The organism is Arthrobacter sp. UYCu511 (genome assembly GCF_040547105.1).
GTDB lineage: Bacteria > Actinomycetota > Actinomycetes > Actinomycetales > Micrococcaceae > Specibacter > Specibacter psychrochitiniphilus.
The window spans coordinates 61,084-75,134 of sequence record NZ_JBEPPB010000006.1 but is presented as its reverse complement, the minus strand read 5'-3'; the positions used below and the strand labels follow the sequence as shown (position 1 = coordinate 75,134).

Genomic DNA, 14,051 nt, shown 5'->3' with positions numbered 1-14,051 from the left:
CAGCGAGCGCCTACGGGGTGTGCGCGCCGATGAGCCCCTGCAGTACGTCCTCCAAGCCAGCGAACCCGGTCGCGGCAGTAATTTCTGCGCTGATTCGAGCGCTCGCTAAGGCATAGGAAGGATCAGCCAGCACCGTGCGCACGGCCTTCGCTACGGTGTCGGGCTTGGGCTGGTTGCTACGCAGGTTGATGCCGGCGCCGGTGAATTCCACGCGGGCGTTGACCTCGGGCTTGTCCTCGGTGGTGCCGGCCACCACGAGCGGCACCCCATGCTTGAGTGCGAAGTGCACGCCACCATACCCACCATTGCTCACTTACACGCTGGTGAGCGGCAGCAGCAAATCGTGCGGCAGGTACGCGGCGACGCGGACGTTCGCTGGCAGCGGCGCCTCCAACGTGGCAATATCACGCCCGCCCGTACTGACAACCACCAAGACATCCTCGCCAGCTAGTGCCTGCACAATGGCATCCGCTTGCGCCGCACCGTCCATGAAGAATATGGTGAATTTCTTCCCCGTCAGGGACAGCAGGATGGCGTCCAGTTCCTTTTGCAACGAGCCGAAGAGCAGCTTCTTCGTGGCGAATCCCAGCATCGCGTTGCGGGCCCGGCCGGCCAGCCCTGGCTTGGGCAGCAGACAAAGCCCATAGGGGGCCGTGTCTACGCTACCTAGCCCCAGTGGGATAATTCCCAAATGCACGACGGCGGGACGCAAGTTTCGTGGCCGCGCCAGCAGTGCTCCTGTTCCGACAAACATCCCTTCGGTCAGGATCGCGTCTGTAATTTCCTGCGCAAGCGCCGCTTCCAGTGCGTGGAATTGTTCCTTAGCCGGCTTGAAGAAGATGTTGCTAATGTCCCAGCGAATCCCTGCCACACCAGATTTACCCACTCGGCCGGGGAAGGCGACATCCATGTCGCTATCGTCATAATCGGCCCCAGCGGGCAGGGCCAGATGAGTGGCTCCCGTTTCTTCGACCGCACAGCGGTATTTGGCTCCTGTCAGGAAACGCACGCGGTGTCCCGCGGAGACAAGATGTTCTGCCACCGCAAGCAGCGGCGTGACGTGGCCATGGACAGGAGTACTGCAAATCAGAATGGCAGACATGGGTTTCCCTTGGTGGGCGGGGCTGAGGATAAGCAGCTGGTCCACCCAGGCCACGAGCAGCGTGAAGGTTCCGGAAGGCAGCAGTGCTGCGGAAATATCCTACAACCTGTGATGCCGCAAGGACCCACCACAAGGGCTTGCTAGCGACGCGAAAGCACCTGAAAGTCCTGATCGATCCCACGCAGGGCTTCGTGCGGGATGATGCCGAAGGCAAGGTTCGTGATCTCCACCAGCGTCATGCCCATGGCCTCCTCGGGTAGGGGGCTATCCACGAGGGCACCCAGCCGCATCCGCAGTACGGCGAGCGCCGCCGGACTGGCCAGTAAATCTCGAAGCGGCAGGTTCACACTCAGCTCGCCGTCGAAAAATTCCTGCGCATTGACCGGCCCGCTGCGGGAGGAGAGCACCTGCTCCCACTGGGCAGCGACCAGCAGGTGCTCACTGCCCACCGGTCCATGTTCGGGCAGCCCTAGCCGAACAAACTGCTCTGGCGGGGCCGCGTTGCTGCGCATCAAATCCACCAGCAGGCTCGCCATTTTCAACTCCAGCGCATCGTCCTGCAGCGGGTTCTGCTGGTCCAGATCGTTCTTGAGGTCAAAGAGCAGAGTGCCGAAACTGTGCGGGTCCGTGTAACTATAGGCGGGGACGCGCAGCACGGGCATGTCCTTGGTGAACGGCAGCGGCGGCACCAGCTCGGCCTGGCTCATGACCTCCGTGGAGAACCGCCCGCGCATGCTGGTGGGCATCAACGTGTAGTCCACCAGTGGCTGGTTGCCGGGTTGAGCGCAGGCACGCATATATACGTACCGCCCGTCGGTGACGTTGACATGCCCGCCATGGATACCGAAGAGACCGGCCTCCCGCACGGGCTCGTCATGGGACACCGTGTCCTGCAGCGAACGGCCTTGCATATCTGCGGTCCGTGCCACGCCGAAGAAGTCCAGCAGTGTTGGGCCCAGGTCGATGGTCTGGACCAGGGATTCGCGCCGCTGGCCCCTGACTCCGGTGCGAGGGTCCCAGATGAACAGCGGCGTATGGATGCTCTCGTCATAGAAGGGTGGGGCGTTCTTGCCGAGCCAGTCGTGCTCCCCTAGCAGCAGCCCGTGGTCCGTGCAGACGATCAGCATGGTGTCCTCCCAAAGGTCATGTTCATCCATGGCGTCCAGGACCCGGCCCAAGGAGGCATCGCACATGGACAGCAGAGCCGCGTACTCGTAGCGGAGGTGCTCAAGCTCCTGGGGCGACTCCGTGACCTGTTTGTAGTCAGGCCAGTCAAACTCCGGCCCGTCGTAGTCATGGGGGTACAGCTGTTTGTATTGTTCGTAGCTGAAGAATGGTTCATGCGGATCGAACGTCTCAATCTGCACCATCCAGTTGTCTTCACCATGGTTGCTCTCGATGAAGTGCAGCCCGGCGTCGAAGGTTCCCGTCTGTGGGTGGTCCTTCTCCTCCTCCATGTACCCGCGGTTGATGTGGTCTTGCCGGCGCAGCGCCTGGTTGCTGGAATACGGCAGCACACCGGCCATGTCCGGATCCGCCACCTGTCCCTTCCATTCATCGCCTTCCTGGCCCCGGATGAGTTCGAAGGTGTTGAACCGCGGGTGGTAGGTAGCACCGCCGTCGAGCCAGTAATGCTGGTGGTCCGTGGCCAGGTGCGTATACACGCCCGCCTGCTTGAGCATTTCCGGCACCGAGTCGTCAAAGGGCTCCAACGGTCCCCAGCCGCGGTGCAGGAAATTGTGCCGGCCGGTGTGCAGCTCCCGCCGCGCCGGCATGCACGGCATGCTCCCGCCGTAACAGTTGTCAAAGGTGGCGGTGCGCCCGGCAAGCCGATCGAAGTTTGGCGCCTTCACCCAGTCGTTGCCATACGGCGGCAGAAATTTCCGGTTGAGCGTGTCAAACAGGATCACAATGGCTTTCATGGGTGGCATTCTCCTTCTAAAGTACGACGGCGTTCGGGTGCGGGCATGTGGTGGGCAAACCGGCGGACGTGTGGCTAGCGCACGTTCCGTATGCGGTATACGGCAATTCCGCCAGCAATCATGATGAGCGCGGCCACCACGTACAGGCTGCGGTAGCCGGCAAAGCTGAGCACCAGCCAACCCACGATGGGGGCGATCGGGATGTGTTGGGCGGTGTTGATCAGGCCAAGGTCCCTTCCGCGGGTCGCGGCGTTGGGCAGCAGGTCCGTCACGAGCGCCTGGTCTACGGAGAGGAACATGCCAAAGCCCAATCCCAGCAGCACGGCAGCCACCATCGAGGCCTCCCAGGTGGGCAGGACGGCCAGTAACAAAGCTGCCGCGCCTTGTAACCCGGCCGCCATGCCTATGAAGACCCGGCGCTTGCCCCACTTGTCGGAGAGCACCCCGCCCAGCCAGCTCGTGAAGCCGCACGCCACCAGGTAGATCAAGATCAGGACCAAGAGGGAATCATCGGGACTCTTGACCTCAAGGACGTCGGAGAGGAAAAACAGCAGATAGGTAGTGCCCACCAGGTTTCCGGAATGGATCATCACCCGCGAGGTCATGGCCCAGTAGTACCCGGGGTAGGCTTTGGGCCGCGGCAGCGTGATGGCATGGCGTAAGGTGGCCCGGCTTGCTGGAATCTCCGGGACGGGCGGCTCGGTGAAGCGCAGCAGGAACGGCAGAGCACACAGCAGTCCCAGCACTCCAATGAGCGCCCAACTGCCGGGCACCGATGTGACCAGCATTGTCACCAGGACCATGCCGATGGCTAGGGCCAGCACTTGCGGCACGCCCATGGCGGCAGAGGCACGGCCACGTTGGTTAGTGGGAACTTGGTCGGCGATCATGGCCGAAAGTGCCACGAGGACGGCTGCCTCACCTAGCGCCACAATGGCCACCAATATGGCAATCACTGCCCAGTTGCTCTGCAGCCCGATGATGGAGAATGGCACCGCAGCCACGGCAAAGCCCATAAGTGCCCAAGTACGACGGCGGCCAAACCGGAAGTTGCTCCTGTCGCACAGCACGCCAATGACAGGCACTGACAACAGGATCACAATGGCCGTTTCGGCAATCAAGAACGAGGTGACACTGACTTTGTCTTCTGGGGCAACCATAGCGCTGATCTTGGCCACCATGAACTGGCCCGGCAACATGACCAGCAGCCAAAAGCCGAACCAAGCGAGCGAGAAATACCACAGCCACGACCGGCTGACCGGTGGGGGCTGGGGATGCTCAGGAAGCTGGGCCAATGCGGCTGCGGGATCAGCTGCCGCCATCCCCACGCTGGCATTGGCCGGGTCTAAGGTGGCCATGTCTTGAATTATGCGTGGCATGCATCACAACGTCAATGGTCGGGTAGACCGCGGCCCCGGCCCTTGCGTAGTCCGGCTGTAAGGAGTTGGCTGAAAATGTCCCTTGAGAAACCTTTCACATGAAGGAAGCGGCCACCATGACCACCGAGCGCCTGAACATCGTCGAAATCGACCCCGAAGCCTACAAGTCCATGTACGCCATGGAAAAGTACATCCACCGTGGCTCCCTGGGTGAGGACCTCCTGGGACTGGTGAAAATCCGTGCATCGCAAATCAATGGCTGCGCCTACTGCCTCGACATGCATGGGAGGGAAGCCCGAGAGGCTGGCGTGGACAACCGCCGCCTGGATGTGCTGGCTGGCTGGCGGGAAGCCAAGTCATTGTTCAGCGAGCGCGAACAGGCGGCCATTGCGTTGACGGAAGCCGTCACCCTGATTAGCGAGGGCGGTGTGTCCGACGACGTCTGGGCAGCCGCTACTCAACAGTTTCCGGGCCAGGAGATGCCAATGCTGCTCATGGCAATCTCCGCCATCAACGTCTGGAACCGTTTGGCAGTTGCAACCCACCAGGCCCTGCCAACACTGCCCGCCTGAGCAGGTGGCCCCATCACCACTTCCCGTTCGACCGTCGTGAAGGCTTTCCCTGGGTGCCTCCCGGCAGCGGAGGTGCCGTGGAGACATAACGGTGGCCTGTGGGTGTGCGTATTTCTGTGGTGGGCAGGCCATGTTCTGGTCCGGCTCCCCGCTCAAACGACCAGCCGGGTGCTTCCTTTTGCTGATTGCAATCGACACAGAGCCCCTTCCCATTCTCAATGGTGGTTAGCCCACCTGCGGCGTAAGCCTTGAAGTGGTCGTACTGGCGGATGGGCGCATCGCAGTATGGTGTTTGGCAGCGCTGGTCTTGGAGCCTGATGAACTCCTTCATGCCTTCCGGGAAGAGCCGGGATCGTGAGTCCATGGCCATGAGCGCATTGCTCTTCGGATGCGTGAAAAGCCGTTTTAACCACACCTGCGGAGAGAATCCGCCCCCATCACCTAGAACCATGCTGCGCGCCAGGGGCGCAGGGATGGGATCGTAGCCCACCAGAACGGCCGGATCATTGGCCCCCTCGAACAGCGCCCTGTCCGTCATGACCAGTTCCAACGCGATGTCCGGCTCACTGACGGTGGTGCACATGGAGCCGCCGCCTGCAGAGGGCTGGGAACCTGTTGTCCACGACGTGCCAGCCGCGTGGCCGGCCCCGGAAACCCCGGCGGCTGTTGTGCCCTCAGCGGCCACAGCTTGGGACGGCACACCAACTGTTGACGCGCCCTCCGTTGGCGCTCCTTCTTCGGGCACTCCGCGGTGGTCGCTCAACGTTCCTGCGCCTTCGTCGCAGGGTGCGTGCTGAATGAGCCGGTGCATCAAAGCGTCTGCCATGATCTGGCCCTTACTTCGTTCGTTTCCGGAAGCTTTGGCGCTATCTGCAACCTTGGTGAGGGTGGTCAGGATACGAATCCCTTGCTTCAACGGGATCAGTGCGGTCAAAAATGTCATGCCGTCGGGAGCAGGACGGAGCGAGACGTAGCGGTCTCCCACCGCTTTCTCGTGGCGCTTGAGAAACGCCTGCGGGTCCAGCCCATAGGCTGCCTTGCGACTGGAGGCTGCAAGCTCCCGCGTACCGAGAAGTGCAACTGCGTCCGCGTCGCCACAGATCATTTGGTCCACCTTCGCGCGGTCTTCGAAGGACAGAAACGCCGTCTCGCGCGCCACGATGGTGGCACGGTACTCATTGATATTCCCTTGAACCAGTGCGTTCATGGTGTGGGGCATCTCCCGGACAAGGACTTCTGAGAGCTCAGCCAGCTGCCGTCCGCGGTGCGGTGATTCATGCCGGGCCAACGCCACCTGTTGGATGATGCCCCGGCCCAACCTTTCCTGGGGCACCCCGGACCTAGCCTGTTCCAGCCGTTGTCCGGCAACGAAAAGCGCTTGGGCCTGAGCTTGCACAGCCGACAAGGCATTTTTGGCTTCCTCCAAAACGGAAATGGCGTCCACAAGCGATGCGCTTGAAACACCGTCAACGATTGCGGGGTCAAAGCCGAGATCAGTGGCCGCGCCGCCTAGGGAGGTGATCACCACGGTGGCTTCGGCAGCGCGTCCCTGAGCCTTGGCTGCTGTTGCCTTGGAGGAAGACTGCTGCTGGGCAAAGTGTGCCAAAGCTTGGGCCGGGCGGGACTCACAAATGGCCAATTCCAGCTCCTGTGCGGCGTCAGCTGCCCTACTGCTGGCACGGTTGGCCAGTTCGTGGGCCAGCGCGGCATCCAAATTAGCCAAAACCACAGGATCAAAAAATTCACCACAGCGCTGGAGCGTATCCATTCCCCAATGCACAAGCCCGATGGCTCCGCGGCTGGATTCAGGGGCGTTAGTAGGTGCCGCGCCGGGGCCGGCACCGGGGCTGAGTTCAGTGGCGTTAGTAGGTGCCGCGCCGGGGCCAGCAGCAGGGGCGGCGACAGTGCCTGCGGCAGGGGCGGCGACAGAGCCTAGCTGCGCCGGGTCGCTTGCACGGAACCGGCCCATGCCGCCGCGTTCGTCGAACCACTCCGGTACTGCCATGCCGCTCACCTGCCTGAAACTCCCGTTCCGGCTGAAGCCGGTACATCTGGCGAATGAAAGAATCTCTGTACGGGTAACCCCTAACCAATTCGTACTTCCAGACTAGGGCATGGCACTGACATTCAAAGCAGTGAATTCCCCCTCGTGGACAGGCGCCACCGCAGACCCCACTGTGGAGGAATCAAGAGCGGAGCTGGGAGCGGAAACCGCACTGCACAGTACACCACAGCACCTCTCACCGCAGCAGCAGTTTGAACCCTGCATGTGACTGCACAAAGCCCAGCCGCTCATAGAAGCGGTGGGCATCCGTGCGCGAGTTGTCGCTGGTGAGCTGCACCAAGGCAGCACCGCGCCGGCGGGCTTCTTCAACAGCCCAGCCCATCATGGCCGATCCCAGCCCAGCACCCCGCAAACCCTCCGAGACACGAACCGCCTCTATCTGCATCCGCAAGGATCCGCCGCGGGCCAGCCCCGGTATGCAGGACAGTTGCATGGTGGCCACCGCCTCCCCCGAGTCATCCTCAACCACACACAGCAAGTGGGCAGGATCGGCATCGATCGCCGCAAAGGCATCCAGGTAGCCGAGCTGACGTGCAGGGTCCGCGGAATCCACATCGGCACGCAGCTGGTCGTTGGCCAACAGCTCAACGAGGGGCCCGACGTCGGACTCCACTGCCCGCCGCAACAGGAAAGTCCTGTCTGCGAGCTCGAAATTTGCCAAGGTCATGATCGGATCCCTTCATTCTCACGCCGGCAACAACTGATGCCAACACCACGAGGATACCCACCAACTGCCACGGGCCCAGTTTCTCGCCAGCGACGGCCCACCCCACCACAATGGCAACCACGGGGCTGAGCAAGCCCAGGAAAGCCGCCGCGCCAGCAGGAAGCCCGGCCAGGCCTCGAAACCAGCACCAATAGGCCAACGCCGTCCCCACGAGAGACAAATAGAGGTAACCTGCCACGTTGCGCCCAGTCAGCGGTTCTGATGGCAGGCCCTCAAACGCCAGGAGCAGAACAGCCAGAGTGGCCCCGCCGGCCAGCAGCTGCCATGCGGTGGTGGCCAGTTGCGGCACGGCCTGCCCCGTCCTGGATGCAGGCTGGCCCCATTTCTTGGCCAGGACCGTGCCAGTCGCCATGGATATGGTGCCGCCTGCAGCAGCCGCGAGACCCAGCGCATCCAGCCGCGATTGGGACGCCAGCACAATCAAAGCCACCCCGAAAACGCCCGCCCAGCCAGCCAGCAGCCGCTGCAGGGTCAACTTCTCGCGCAACAGCCAGCTCGCCAGCAGCGCAACAAGCAGTGGCTGAGCTCCACCCACGATGGCGGCGACTCCCCCGGACAGCCGGTATGCCGCCACAAATAGCAGGGCAAAGAAGAGCCCAATGTTCAGCACTCCAAGAATCCACGACTTCCACCACCAGGACCCCCGCGGTAATTGTCGGGCAAGGGCCAACAGCACAATCCCCGCCGGCACGGCACGTAGCACGGCAGCCAGCAGCGGCCTCCCCTCCGGCAGAAACAAGGTTGTAGTGAGATAGGTAGTCCCCCACAGGGCGGGAGCAACGGCAGTGACGAGAATAAGTTTTTTGCTAAGCACTTAGTTAATATAACTAAGTGCTTAGCAAATTGCTACTATGGTTCCATGACAAGCCAAGTAGAGCGCATCCTTGCCCAGTGGCACACCGAAAAGCCACAGCTGGATGTCTCGCCCATGGCCGTCATTGGCCGACTCAGCCGTGCCGCATCGGCCGTGGAGGCCCGCATCGCCGCGAATTTCGCGGCGCAGGGACTGGATTCTCCCACCTTCGACGTGCTCGCAACCCTCTTGCGCAGCGGCCTCCCCCACAGCCTTACACCGGCCGTCCTGGCCCGCGATGCCATGATTTCCACCAGTGCCGTGGCCCAGCGCCTGAACAAACTTGAGGCGCGGGGCCTGGTTTCACGCACTGCCAACCCCGACGACGGACGGGGCACCTTGGTCTCGCTGACGCCGGCCGGCAGGAATCTGGTGGAGGCCGCTCTGCCAACCCACCTGGCCACGGAGCGTTCCATCACCGGCACGCTTTCCAAGGATGAACAGGCCCTGTTGGCGAAACTGCTGGAGAAGATCACCGACGCAGCAAGCTGACCGTTTCCGTGGACCAACGGGCCCCTTGATTCATGGAAGACTTTCCCCATGACCAAGTTGATTGCTCTGCTCGCCGTTCTGGCCGCCGTGGCGTGGGGCATTACGGCAACCGCCTCATGGATTACGAAGAAGAAGGCACCCAGGGCCCTCGCTCCCGGGCGCACCCCGTCTGCCCCCAGCCAGGGCGAAGAGGACAAGGCCATGCTGGGGGCGCAAATGCGCATGGTAGGCGGACTCATATTCGCAGCGGTCATGTTTGCGGCCCTGTTGAGGGTCTCTATTGGGTTGGTAGCCAATGCGGGCATAGCAACTGCATTGACAACAGGACTCGCGGCCAGTGGCGGGCTACTGCTCTATTCGGCCTTGCCAGCCAAGCAACAGCCCGCCAAGCAACAGCCCGCCTCGGCCCAGGAATCCATGCCCCTTGTGCCAGCCCGCTCCTTCATCCTCCCGGGCGCTGCGTTGCTGGCCTTCCTTGCTTTTGTGGCAGCTACTGCTTTGGCCCCTGCCTTTGTTGCAATACACCTCGACGGCGTCCCGCTGGCTGCAGTGGCGGTCCTGTTCAGCGGCGCGTCAGCACTGGCCCTGCACCGGATCATGACCACACTTTCCCTCCCCGATCCCCGCATGGCATCCCTTGACCGCTCATGGCGGCGGAGCACTGCCGGGAACCTCCTACAGTTCACCAGCGGCGTGCTGTTGGCGGGGCTCGGCAGCACGGCCATCATGACCGGGTTGGCGCTGCTTGAGGCGAGCGCGCTGCTCAAGGCGACCGCGCAGCCCGTCCCGTACTTGGGCCAGGCGTGTGTTGCCGGCGGGGCGGCGGTGGCAGTATCCGGCGTCGTACTTCTGGTGCTGGCTGCCAAAGGAACCCTCAGTATCCGCGCCACAGTGCGCAAAGGGGCTCCGGTACCAATAACGGCATAAACTGGTGGCACCATGACTTTGACTATTACTTATCCTCCCGCGCTGCCGGTCTCTGAGCGCCGCGAGGACATCATGGCCGCGATTGCAGCCAACCAGGTCACCATCATCGCCGGCGAAACCGGTTCGGGAAAGACCACCCAGATCCCCAAGATGTGCGTGGAATTGGGGCTGGCCGAGAAGGGCCTCATTGGGCACACCCAGCCGCGCCGCCTCGCCGCACGCACCGTGGCCGAACGCATCGCCAGCGAACTCGGCGTGGAAATTGGCCAAGAGGTGGGTTTCCAGGTCCGCTTCACCGGTCATGTGGGCCCGGCCACCAAGATCAAACTCATGACCGACGGCATCCTGCTGGCGGAAATTCAGCGCGATAGGCTCCTGCGCAAATACTCCGTCATCATCATTGACGAGGCCCACGAACGCTCCTTGAACATCGACTTCATCCTCGGCTACCTGCGGCAAATCCTGCCCCAGCGCCCGGATTTGAAGGTCATCATCACCTCAGCCACCATTGACCCCGAGCGCTTCGCCACGCACTTCGCCTCCCCCGAGGGCCCGGCCCCCATCGTGGAGGTTTCCGGCCGCACCTTCCCCGTGGACATCCGCTACCGCCCACTCTCTGGCCCCGCAAATGGAGCCTCTGAGGATGATGAGGACGACGACGAACTAGGCGTGGGTGCCGACCGCTCGGCAAGGGATCGCTTGGGTGACCGGCAACGCGACGGCGGCAACGACGAGGAGGATCGGGATCCCCTGGACGCCGTGTGTGACGCCGTGGATGAACTCTCCAAGGAAGCACCCGGGGACATCCTGATTTTCTTCTCCGGGGAGCGTGAAATCCGTGACGCCGCCGATGCCCTGGCTGGCAGGGTTAAAACGAATCCTCGTCTGCGCAATGTGCAGATTTTGCCTCTCTATGCCCGGTTGTCGCTGGCAGAGCAGCACGCCGTGTTCTCCCCCGGTAACCGCCCGCGCATTGTGCTGGCCACCAACGTTGCCGAGACCTCCCTGACAGTGCCGGGCATCAAGTACGTCATTGATCCCGGCACGGCCCGGATCTCCCGCTACTCGCACCGGACTAAAGTCCAGCGCCTACCCATTGAACGGGTCTCCCAGGCCTCGGCTAATCAGCGCTCGGGACGTTGTGGGCGTGTCTCTGACGGTATTTGCATTCGCCTGTACTCGGAGGAGGACTTCACCGCCCGCAGCGAGTTCACCGATCCGGAAATCCTGCGCACCAACTTAGCCGCCGTCATTTTGCAGATGACGGCCATGGGCGTGGCCAAGGGTCCCAAGGACGTGGAAAAGTTCCCGTTCGTGCAGCCGCCGGACTCCCGTGCCATCACCGACGGCGTGACCTTGTTGCGCGAGCTCGGCGCTGTGACCGCCGCCGGTGCCATCACCGGTGTGGGACGCCAACTCTCCCAACTGCCGGTAGACCCGCGGCTGGGACGCATGATTGTGGAGGCCGCCAAACGCGGTGTTGCCGCCGAGGTGATGGTGCTCGCCGCGGCACTCACTATTCAGGACCCGCGTGAACGCCCCACTGACAAAGCCCAAATTGCCACGGAAAAGCACAAGCGCTTTGTTGACGAGAACTCGGACTTCACAGGCTTTTTGAACCTGTGGCGCTACATCAAGGACAAGCAGGCGGAGCTGTCCTCCAGCGCATTCCGGCGCCTGTGCAAGGCCGAATTCATCAATTACCTGCGCGTGCGCGAGTGGCAGGATTTGTTCGCCCAGCTCAAGCAAATGGGCAAGTCGTTGGATATTAAGGTCTCCGGCAAGGACATTGACCCGGTAGCCAATCATGACGCCATCCACATGTCGCTGCTGACCGGACTGCTCAGTCACATTGGCCTCTACGACCAACGCAAACGTGAATACGCCGGCGCCCGTGGTAGCAAGTTCATGGTGTTCCCGGGCTCGGCCCTGTTCAAGAAGTCCCCTGACTGGGTCATGGCCGCCGAACTGGTGGAGACGTCCCGGCTGTGGGCACGCACGGCCGCCAAGTTCGATCCTTTGTGGGCCGAACAAGTGGCCCCGGATTTGGTCAAGCGCAGCTATAGTGAGCCGCACTGGTCCAAGAAAATGGGCTCGGTCATGGCCCATGAGAAGGTCACCCTCTACGGGGTTCCCATTGTGCCTGACCGGCGTATCCACTACGGGCGCATTGATCCGGAACTGAGCCGCGAGCTGTTCATTCGCCATGCCCTGGTGGAGGGTGATTGGCATACCAACCATAAGTTCTTCCACCGCAACCAGGCTGTCCTGGCCGAGGTTGAGGAATTGGAAACCCGCATGCGCCGCCGTGATCTGCGTGTGGATGACGAGACACTCTTCGAGTTCTACGACGAGCGTGTGGGCCCGGAGGTGGTCTCCGAGCGGCACTTCGATAAATGGTGGAAGGATGCCCGGCACCAAAATGCCGCTCTGCTCGATTTCGATGCGCACGTGGTCATGGCGGAGGAACCCGATCTGGATCCGGCCGCCTTCCCCAAGACGTGGGTGCTGGGCGAATTTGAGCTGCCGCTCTCCTACGAATTCCACCCCACCGCGCCCGGTGCCGCACCCAACCCGTCCGACGGCGTGACCGTGCAGGTGCCGCTGTTGTTCCTGAATCAGTTGCAGGAAGCCCAATTCCGCTGGCAGATTCCTGGCCTGCGGGCGGAGCTGGTGGCCGCGTTGATCAAGTCACTGCCCAAGGCCATCAGGAAGAACTTCATTCCGGCCCCGGATGTGGGGCGGCAGGCTGCGGCAGCGTTGGCAGCCGATTTTGACCCCGGAACAGAATCGCTGGAGGCCTCATTGGAGCTGGCATTGCGCCGGATCAAGGGCCACGTCATCCCGCCGCAATCATGGAACTGGGACGCAGTGCCCTCCCACCTGCGCATGACGTTCTCCGTGGTGGATAAAAACGGCCGCATTCTGGAGGAAGATCAGGATCTGTCCGGGCTTCAGGCGAAACTGGCCGGCGCCACCCGCCGCGCCATTGCCGAATCGCTGGGGGCCACGCCAAAGACTGTCACACCGGCACGGGCAGCCAAGGTTTCGGTCAAGTCAAGCGGTCCGCAGTCAGTGCCGCAGGGCGGGGCGCAGAAAGGGCCTTCAGAGAATCCGTCAGCCACAGGCTCTTCCGGCATTGCCGAACGCTCGGGAATCACGGTCTGGGACGTGGGCGTACTCCCGCATGAGATCAAGCGCCTGGTGGCAGGTCACACCGTGACGGGCTACCCAGCGCTGGTGGATGAGGGTGCCACGGCTGGCGTCCGGGTGTTCCAACGCCAGGATGTGGCGGAAAAGGCCATGCGCGGCGGTGTGATCCGTTTGCTCGCGTTGCGGATTCCGTCCCCGGACAGGTACGTACTGGACCACTTGAACAACACCGAAAAGCTCACCTTCAGCCAGAACCCGCACGGTTCCGTCACGGAGCTGATTGCCGATTGCACACTGGCCACGATCGATAAATTAACCCCCGCAGCACTGCCGTGGAACCAAAAGGATTTCGACGCGTTGTATGAGGTGGTGCGCGCAGAACTTGTCGATTCGGTGTTTTCCGTAACGGCCGTCGTCGAACGTGTCCTGGCTTCCAAGGTCCGGATTCAGAAGGCACTGCAGGCAAGCACCAGCCTGCCGCTCATCAGCGCTTGCAACGATGTGAGGCAGCAACTGGAACTGTTGGTTTATCCGGGCTTCGTGGCCAAAACAGGCTTTGCCCAGCTCAGCGCGCTGCCGCGCTACCTCTCCGCGATTGAGAAGCGGTTGGAAAAGTTGCCCAGCAATGTGTTCCGGGATGGGCAGTCAATGGCGGCTGTGCAGCGTTTGGAAGATGAGTACGACGACGCCATGGCGGCTTTGCTGCCCGGGCAGCGCTCCACAGCGGGGCTCGAACATGTGCGCTGGATGATCGAGGAGTTGCGGGTCAGCCTGTTCGCGGTTGAACTGGGGACCGCATATTCGGTGTCGGAAAAGCGGGTTCGGGTGGCGCTGGCCAAGGCTATGGCCTAGGCCGGCA

11 protein-coding genes are annotated in these 14,051 nt (G+C 62.3%); 4 read left to right on the top strand and 7 right to left on the bottom strand.

Annotated features, from left to right (window positions below; genetic code table 11):
- Positions 1-10 precede the first annotated feature (10 nt).
- From ABIB48_RS10205 to ABIB48_RS10190, 4 genes are all read right to left on the bottom strand, one after another.
- Positions 11-313: a glycosyltransferase gene (locus ABIB48_RS10205; protein WP_281268048.1), complete on the bottom strand. Its 303-nt coding sequence runs from the start codon at positions 311-313 to the stop codon at positions 11-13.
- Positions 314-1,102 carry a glycosyltransferase gene (locus ABIB48_RS10200; RefSeq protein WP_354212906.1) on the bottom strand — a complete coding sequence of 263 codons (789 nt, stop codon included), beginning with the start codon at positions 1,100-1,102 and terminating at the stop codon, positions 314-316.
- Between the two features lie 140 nt (positions 1,103-1,242).
- Positions 1,243-3,024 carry a sulfatase gene (locus tag ABIB48_RS10195; RefSeq protein WP_110106616.1) on the bottom strand — a complete coding sequence of 594 codons (1,782 nt, stop codon included), beginning with the start codon at positions 3,022-3,024 and terminating at the stop codon, positions 1,243-1,245.
- Between the two features lie 74 nt (positions 3,025-3,098).
- Entirely contained in the window at positions 3,099-4,382 is a 1,284-nt protein-coding gene (locus ABIB48_RS10190; protein ID WP_170120968.1) for an MFS transporter, read from the bottom strand.
- Between the two features lie 137 nt (positions 4,383-4,519).
- On the opposite strand from ABIB48_RS10190, the gene ABIB48_RS10185 reads away from it, so the two are divergent.
- Positions 4,520-4,975, top strand: coding sequence for a carboxymuconolactone decarboxylase family protein (locus ABIB48_RS10185; protein ID WP_354212905.1), 456 nt, complete (start codon positions 4,520-4,522; stop codon positions 4,973-4,975).
- A 13-nt stretch (positions 4,976-4,988) separates the two neighbouring features.
- Here the strand turns inward: ABIB48_RS10185 and ABIB48_RS10180 are convergent, their stop codons facing one another.
- From ABIB48_RS10180 to ABIB48_RS10170, 3 genes are all read right to left on the bottom strand, one after another.
- Positions 4,989-6,980 (bottom strand): HNH endonuclease, encoded by a 1,992-nt coding sequence (locus ABIB48_RS10180; RefSeq protein ID WP_354212904.1) that lies wholly within the window; start codon positions 6,978-6,980, stop codon positions 4,989-4,991.
- Between the two features lie 235 nt (positions 6,981-7,215).
- The gene (locus ABIB48_RS10175; protein WP_110106613.1) at positions 7,216-7,707 is read right to left on the bottom strand and encodes a GNAT family N-acetyltransferase; all 492 of its coding nucleotides are present in this window, start codon (positions 7,705-7,707) and stop codon (positions 7,216-7,218) included.
- On the bottom strand, positions 7,625-8,581 hold the full coding sequence (locus ABIB48_RS10170) for an EamA family transporter (protein WP_354212903.1): 957 nt from the start codon (positions 8,579-8,581) through the stop codon (positions 7,625-7,627). The genes ABIB48_RS10175 and ABIB48_RS10170 overlap by 83 nt, the downstream gene beginning before the upstream one ends.
- A 45-nt stretch (positions 8,582-8,626) precedes the next feature.
- Here ABIB48_RS10170 and ABIB48_RS10165 point away from each other — a divergent pair, with 45 nt between their 5' ends.
- The 3 genes from ABIB48_RS10165 to hrpA are packed head-to-tail and all read left to right on the top strand — an operon-like array spanning position 8,627 to position 14,044.
- Positions 8,627-9,112 carry a MarR family winged helix-turn-helix transcriptional regulator gene (locus ABIB48_RS10165; protein WP_110106611.1) on the top strand — a complete coding sequence of 162 codons (486 nt, stop codon included), beginning with the start codon at positions 8,627-8,629 and terminating at the stop codon, positions 9,110-9,112.
- Between the two features lie 48 nt (positions 9,113-9,160).
- Positions 9,161-10,039 (top strand): hypothetical protein, encoded by an 879-nt coding sequence (locus ABIB48_RS10160; protein WP_354212902.1) that lies wholly within the window; start codon positions 9,161-9,163, stop codon positions 10,037-10,039.
- A gap of 12 nt (positions 10,040-10,051) precedes the next feature.
- Positions 10,052-14,044, top strand: a complete 3,993-nt coding sequence (hrpA, locus tag ABIB48_RS10155; protein ID WP_354212901.1) for an ATP-dependent RNA helicase HrpA — start codon at positions 10,052-10,054, stop codon at positions 14,042-14,044.
- The last annotated feature ends 7 nt before the right edge of the window (positions 14,045-14,051 follow it).

Excerpts from the sequence above, each read along its gene's own strand:
- ABIB48_RS10200 (WP_354212906.1), bottom strand. The coding sequence starts at position 1,102 with ATGTCTGCCATTCTGATTTGCAGTACTCCTGTCCATGGCCACGTCACG.
- ABIB48_RS10180 (WP_354212904.1), bottom strand. The coding sequence starts at position 6,980 with ATGGCAGTACCGGAGTGGTTCGACGAACGCGGCGGCATGGGCCGGTTC.
- ABIB48_RS10195 (WP_110106616.1), bottom strand. The coding sequence starts at position 3,024 with ATGAAAGCCATTGTGATCCTGTTTGACACGCTCAACCGGAAATTTCTG.
- ABIB48_RS10185 (WP_354212905.1), top strand. The coding sequence starts at position 4,520 with ATGACCACCGAGCGCCTGAACATCGTCGAAATCGACCCCGAAGCCTAC.
- hrpA (WP_354212901.1), top strand. The coding sequence starts at position 10,052 with ATGACTTTGACTATTACTTATCCTCCCGCGCTGCCGGTCTCTGAGCGC.
- ABIB48_RS10165 (WP_110106611.1), top strand. The coding sequence starts at position 8,627 with ATGACAAGCCAAGTAGAGCGCATCCTTGCCCAGTGGCACACCGAAAAG.
- ABIB48_RS10190 (WP_170120968.1), bottom strand. The coding sequence starts at position 4,382 with ATGGCCACCTTAGACCCGGCCAATGCCAGCGTGGGGATGGCGGCAGCT.
- ABIB48_RS10175 (WP_110106613.1), bottom strand. The coding sequence starts at position 7,707 with ATGACCTTGGCAAATTTCGAGCTCGCAGACAGGACTTTCCTGTTGCGG.
- ABIB48_RS10160 (WP_354212902.1), top strand. The coding sequence starts at position 9,161 with ATGACCAAGTTGATTGCTCTGCTCGCCGTTCTGGCCGCCGTGGCGTGG.